At 47.1% G+C, this 3,547-nt stretch carries 2 tRNA genes and 2 rRNA genes; all 4 read right to left on the reverse strand.

Annotated features, from left to right (window positions below):
* Positions 1–12: 12 nt before the first annotated feature.
* The 4 genes from rrf to J3S90_RS15575 all read right to left on the reverse strand — a co-directional run bounded on the left by rrf (position 13) and on the right by J3S90_RS15575 (position 3,509).
* A 5S ribosomal RNA gene (gene rrf, locus J3S90_RS15560) occupies positions 13–122 on the reverse strand.
* 130 nt (positions 123–252) lie between these two features.
* Positions 253–3,136 (reverse strand): 23S ribosomal RNA (locus J3S90_RS15565).
* A gap of 126 nt (positions 3,137–3,262) precedes the next feature.
* Positions 3,263–3,336 (reverse strand) — tRNA-Ala (locus tag J3S90_RS15570).
* 99 nt (positions 3,337–3,435) lie between these two features.
* Positions 3,436–3,509, reverse strand: a tRNA-Ile gene (locus tag J3S90_RS15575).
* Positions 3,510–3,547: the final 38 nt, after the last annotated feature.

Raw genomic sequence — 3,547 nt, forward strand, 5'->3', positions numbered from 1 at the left:
AGGGTTTTTAAAGAAAGGCGACGACATACTCTCCCACATAACTGCAGTACCATCTGCGCAGGCGGGCTTAACTACTCTGTTCGGGATGGGAAGAGGTGAGCCCCGCCGCAATAACCACCTTAAGGTCGTTTTGCAATGGGTAAATTAGCTTCTAGCTAATCAACATTACATAATATCTTAACATACTGAGATAAAGAAAAATTTAAAGTATTAGAAAGTTTCTTCTCCCCCACCGAGATGGGGGAGAAAAGCGTACATAAGCTTACGGGTTATTAGTACTACTCGACTATGACATTACTGCCTTTACATCTATAGCCTATCAACGTGGTCATCTCCCACGACCCTTAAAAGAAATCTCATCTTGTGGTGGGTTTCGCGCTTATATGCTTTCAGCGCTTATCCCTTCCAAACGTAGCTACTCTGCGGTGCCACTGGCGTGACAACAGATACACTAGAGGTTTGTCCAATTCGGTCCTCTCGTACTAGAATCAGATCCACTCAAATTTCTTGCGCCCACAGTAGATAGAGACCGAACTGTCTCACGACGTTCTGAACCCAGCTCGCGTGCCACTTTAATGGGCGAACAGCCCAACCCTTGGGACCTTCTCCAGCCCCAGGATGTGACGAGCCGACATCGAGGTGCCAAACCCCCCCGTCGATATGAGCTCTTGGGGGAGATCAGCCTGTTATCCCCGGCGTACCTTTTATCCTTTGAGCGATGGCCCTTCCATGCGGAACCACCGGATCACTATGCTCTACTTTCGTACCTGATCGACCTGTATGTCTCTCAGTCAAGCTCCCTTATGCCATTGCACTCTACGCACGGTTACCAAGCGTACTGAGGGAACCTTTAGAAGCCTCCGTTACTCTTTTGGAGGCGACCACCCCAGTCAAACTACCCACCAAGCAATGTCCCCCGCAAAGCGGGGTTAGGCCTCAGATAAACAAAGGGTTGTATTTCAACAATGACTCCACAACGCCTAGCGACGCCACTTCACAGTCTCCAACCTATCCTACACATCATTTATCCAAGGTCAATACTAAGCTATAGTAAAGGTGCACAGGGTCTTTTCGTCCCACTGCGGGTAAGCGGCATCTTCACCGCTACTACAATTTCACCGAGCTCATGGCTGAGACAGTGTCCAGATCGTTACACCATTCGTGCAGGTCGGAACTTACCCGACAAGGAATTTCGCTACCTTAGGACCGTTATAGTTACGGCCGCCGTTTACTGGGGCTTCATTTCAATGCTTCTCCGAAGATAACATCTCCACTTAACCTTCCAGCACCGGGCAGGTGTCAGGCCCTATACTTCATCTTACGATTTTGCAGAGCCCTGTGTTTTTGATAAACAGTCGCCTGGACCTCTTCACTGCGGCCCCGATTACTCGGGGCGACCCTTCTCCCGAAGTTACGGGTCTATTTTGCCTAATTCCTTAGCCATGAATCTCTCGAGCACCTTAGGATTCTCTCCTCGACTACCTGTGTCGGTTTGCGGTACGGGTACTTATTACCTGAAGTTTAGAGGTTTTTCTTGGAAGCCCTTAGGCGCACTATCTCTTCAACCGAAGTCTCCGAGTACTATCGTATTTCCCCAAAACCCGTGGATTTGCCTGCGGGTCTTATAGGTAGGTACTTCAACGAACTATTCCGTCAGTTCGCGGCGCTTTCATCACTCCGTCACCCCATCACAGTAATAACTAGTACGGGAATATTAACCCGTTGTCCATCGACTGTCCCTTTCGGGTTCGCCTTAGGTCCCGACTAACCCACAGCTGATTAGCATAGCTGTGGAAACCTTAGTCTTTCGGTGTGCGGGTTTCTCGCCCGCATTATCGTTACTTATGCCTACATTTTCTTTTCTAACCAGTCCAGCATGCCTTACGACACACCTTCAACCCTGTTAGAATGCTCCCCTACCACTTACAATAAATTGTAAATCCATAGCTTCGGTAATATACTTATGCCCGATTATTATCCATGCTCGTCCGCTCGACTAGTGAGCTGTTACGCACTCTTTAAATGAATGGCTGCTTCCAAGCCAACATCCTAGCTGTCTGGGCAGACAAACCTCGTTCTTTCAACTTAGTATATATTTGGGGACCTTAGCTGATGGTCTGGGTTCTTTCCCTCTCGGACTTGGACCTTAGCACCCAAGCCCTCACTGTTATGAAACATTATATAGCATTCGGAGTTTGTCAGGAATTGGTAGGCGGTGAAGCCCCCGCATCCAATCAGTAGCTCTACCTCTATATAACTTTACGCATAACGCTGCACCTAAATGCATTTCGGGGAGTACGAGCTATTTCCGAGTTTGATTGGCCTTTCACCCCTACCCACAGATCATCCCAAGACTTTTCAACGTCAACGGGTTCGGTCCTCCACTGTGTGTTACCACAGCTTCAACCTGTCCATGGGTAGATCACACGGTTTCGCGTCTAACACTACTGACTAAAGCGCCCTATTCAGACTCGCTTTCGCTACGGATCCGTGGCTTAACCACTTATCCTTGCCAGCAACGTTAACTCGTAGGCTCATTATGCAAAAGGCACGCCGTCACCCCACGAAAGGGCTCCGACCGCTTGTAAGCGTATGGTTTCAGGATCTATTTCACTCCGTTATTCACGGTTCTTTTCACCTTTCCCTCACGGTACTGGTTCACTATCGGTCTCTCAGGAGTATTTAGCCTTAGCGGATGGTCCCGCCAAATTCAGACAGGATTTCTCGTGTCCCGCCCTACTCAGGATACCACTATCGTTATCTTCTATTACTTATACAGGGCTATCACCTTCTATGGCTCTACTTTCCAGTAGATTCTAATTCTATCCGCAACAAATATCGTGGTCCTACAACCCCAATCCTGCCGTAACAGCATTGGTTTGGGCTAATCCGCGTTCGCTCGCCACTACTTACGGAATCACTTTTGTTTTCTTCTCCTCCGCCTACTTAGATGTTTCAGTTCAGCGGGTTTGCCCACCTATCGGTGTACTATGTCTTCAACATAGTGGGTTGCCCCATTCAGGTATCTACGGATCATATCGTGTGTGCCAATCCCCGTAGCTTTTCGCAGCTTATCACGCCTTTCATCGCCTCTGAGAGCCAAGGCATCCCCCATACGCCCTTATTTTGCTTATTGTACCAACATGTTAATTAAAACATGCCGTTTCTTTACTTGTCTATAAATAAACAAGTAAAAATGCTTTCTACTTTTTATTATTTTCTTATCTCAATATGTCAATGAACTTTTTTCCTCTCGGAATAGTGGAGAATAACGGAGTCGAACCGTTGACCTCCTGCGTGCAAGGCAGGCGCTCTAGCCAGCTGAGCTAATCCCCCGTTTCAATTTTAGATCTTTGAATTCAGATTTCTGATTTTTAAATCTTAAATCTTCGGCGAATCCCAACTTCTAGAATTTCCTTTTTTTTTAAGTAATTGTTGTCTCGGACAGACTCGAACTGTCGACCCCTACATTATCAGTGTAGTACTCTAACCAGCTGAGCTACGAGACAAGGTGATTTCTGATTTATGATTAACGATTTTTGATCTA

Source organism: Flavobacterium flabelliforme, from assembly GCF_017948675.1.
In the GTDB taxonomy this organism is placed as follows: domain Bacteria; phylum Bacteroidota; class Bacteroidia; order Flavobacteriales; family Flavobacteriaceae; genus Flavobacterium; species Flavobacterium pygoscelis.